The sequence below is a fragment of the Kitasatospora sp. NPDC057518 genome, assembly GCF_042802075.1.
Classification (GTDB): Bacteria; Actinomycetota; Actinomycetes; order Streptomycetales; family Streptomycetaceae; genus Kitasatospora.
On sequence record NZ_JBHVEU010000713.1, the window covers coordinates 1 to 2,497 of the forward strand.

Sequence of the window (2,497 nt, forward strand, 5' to 3'; positions counted from 1 at the left end):
CGGTTCCGGGGGCCGTTTTCCTACGGGACGGGGTCAGTACGCCTGGTAGCCGAACTCGTCGACCACGAGGTGCAGCGGAGCACCGCTCGCGTTGTAGAACGACACCTTGCCGTCCTTGACCAGGACGACCACCTGGTTGGGGATGGTCTCGCCGGGCAGGAAGTTCAGGTTCGAGGCGTTGGGCGCCGCGTCACCGTGCGGGTAGACGGTCAGGTGCCCGTCGGTGCCCGGCTCGGTGACCGTCACGTTCAGGGTCACCGCCGCGACGGCCGGACCGTACGGGATCGGCAGGTCGAGGGTGCCCCAGGCCGGGACGGCCGGTGTCCGGAAGCCCGGGTCGCGGGTGTCCATCCAGCGCTGGGGGCCGTCGGGGTGGTAGCTGACCCTGCCTTCGGCGGTGTAGTAGCCGGCGAGGTCGGCGATCAGGTGCACGGTGCCGCCCGAGGCGTTCTGGAAGGACACCTTGCCGTCCTTGACCGGCACCGTGACCAGGTTCGGAATCGTCCTCCCGGCAGGCCAGTTGAGGTTGGAGGCGGTCGGCGTCGCGTCCCCGTGCGGATAGACGGTGAGGTGCCCGTCGGCCTGCGGCTCGGTCACCGTCACGTTCATCGTCACCGCCGTCACCCCGGACGCCGGGACCCCGGCCACGCCCGCCACGGGGAGGTCGACGGTGCCGTACGCCGGAACGGCCTGCGCCGCCGGGACTCCGATCGGTGCCCGGGTGTCCAGCAGCCGCGTCGGCCCCTGGGCGTGGAAGAGCGAACCCTTCGGGCTGTAGTAGCCCGCCAGGTCGGCGATCAGGTGCACGGTGCCGCCCGAGGCGTTCTGGAACGACACCTTGCCGTCCTTGACCGGCACCGTCACCAGGTTCGGGATCGTCCTCCCGGCCGTCCAGTTGAGGTTCGACGAGCTCGGCGCCGCGTCCCCGTGCGGATAGACGGTGAGGTGCCCGTCGGCCTGCGGCTCGGTCACCGTCACGTTCATCGTCACCGCCGTCACCCCGGACGCCGGGACCCCGGCCACCCCGGTGACGGGCAGGTCCACGGTCCCCCCGGCGGGGACGGGCTGCGCCGTCGGCACGCCGATCGGCTGGCGGGTGTCCAGCAGCCGGGTCGGGCCCGCTGGGGTGAAGGCGCTGCCGACGTCCGCGTTCTCGTAGGCGCCGCGGTCGCGGAAGCCGCTGCCCGTACCGGTGTTGGGGACCTTGGGGTCGTCCACCGCGGCGACGCCGCCGATGGCGGTCGGCAGCATGCCCGGGGCGTTCTCGTCCGCCGAGTCGGTCACGTGGTCCGGCGGCGCGTCCGGACCCTTCTGGATCGACGACGGCGCGACGAAGTCGTGCGCGCCCTGGCCGGTGGCCGCGGTGAAGGACGGCTGGTCGCCGTACGCCGTCCCGGCCCAGCTGTAGGCCGCGCCGCCGCTACGCGGGTCGACCACGTTGTAGTCGACCTTGGTGCCCGCGACGGCGTTCGGGCCGACGGTGATCCCGGTCGCGCGGGCGGTCTGGTCGCGGCACGAATTCATGCCGTACAGGGCGGTGTTCACCAGGTTGTTCTCGACCACCGCGCCGGTCGAGCCGCCGTCCAGCACGATCCCGGCGAAGCAGGACGAGGTGACGTTGTTGGCCACCACGACGGTGTTCGGCGCGTCCTTGACCAGGACCCCGGTCATGTCGGGCCCGGCGTAGGGCATGAGCGCGTTGGTGGTGACGACCGTCCCGGTGGAGCCGCCGTCCACGGTGACCGCCGGGCCCTGCACCCTTCCGACGTCGCCGTGTCCGAGGAGCACCCGCTCGGAGCCGTTGGTGACGTGGATGCCGGTTCCACCGGTGAGGTAGGCGTTGTCGAAGGAGACGTCACGGGCGCCGTCCACCAGCACGGCCGCCTTCTGGGGGACCGCCGCGACGGTCAGGTTCTCGAACCGGACGTGCTCGGCGCCCCGGACGACGAACCCGTTGACGGGCCTGTCCCCCGTGCCGATCTTGGTGAGGCCGCCGCCGTTGTTCTCGTCGGGCGTCCTGCTGGCGCGGAAGGTGATCGGCGCCTCGGCCGTGCCCGACCGGGTGACGGTCACGTCCTCGATGTACGTACCGTCCGCGATGTCGACGGTCTGGCCCGGCTGGACGGCGGCCGCCGCCGCGCCGATGGTGCAGTACGGCGCCGACTGGGCGCCGCTGCCGCTGTCGGTGCAGTGCGCACCCGCGGCGTTGTCGACGTGGAGCGTGCCGCCCGCCGCGACCGCACTGCCCGCGGAGACGGCCGGCAGACCGACCGCCCCGAGCAGCGTCACGCCGACGACCAGCGCTGTACGGAATCTGGACACAGGAGCCCCCCGTGGGCAACTTGAAGCGTGGATGACGCTTTCGACCCCCCGCCGTCCGGAGCCGGTCGGCTGGAAGGCGGAGCGGATCCTGCCACGGCCCGGGGCCCGTGCCAAGACGGATTTCACAGCTCGCGGAAACACGCGAACGGCCCCGGCGCCGAGCGGGGTGCTCGGC

At 72.4% G+C, this 2,497-nt stretch carries 1 protein-coding gene; it reads right to left on the reverse strand.

The features are described from left to right. Window positions 1-33: 33 nt before the first annotated feature. Window positions 34-2,322, reverse strand: a complete 2,289-nt coding sequence (locus ACFU7Z_RS38670) for a right-handed parallel beta-helix repeat-containing protein (protein ID WP_380782829.1) — start codon at window positions 2,320-2,322, stop codon at window positions 34-36. Between the last annotated feature and the right edge of the window lie 175 nt (window positions 2,323-2,497).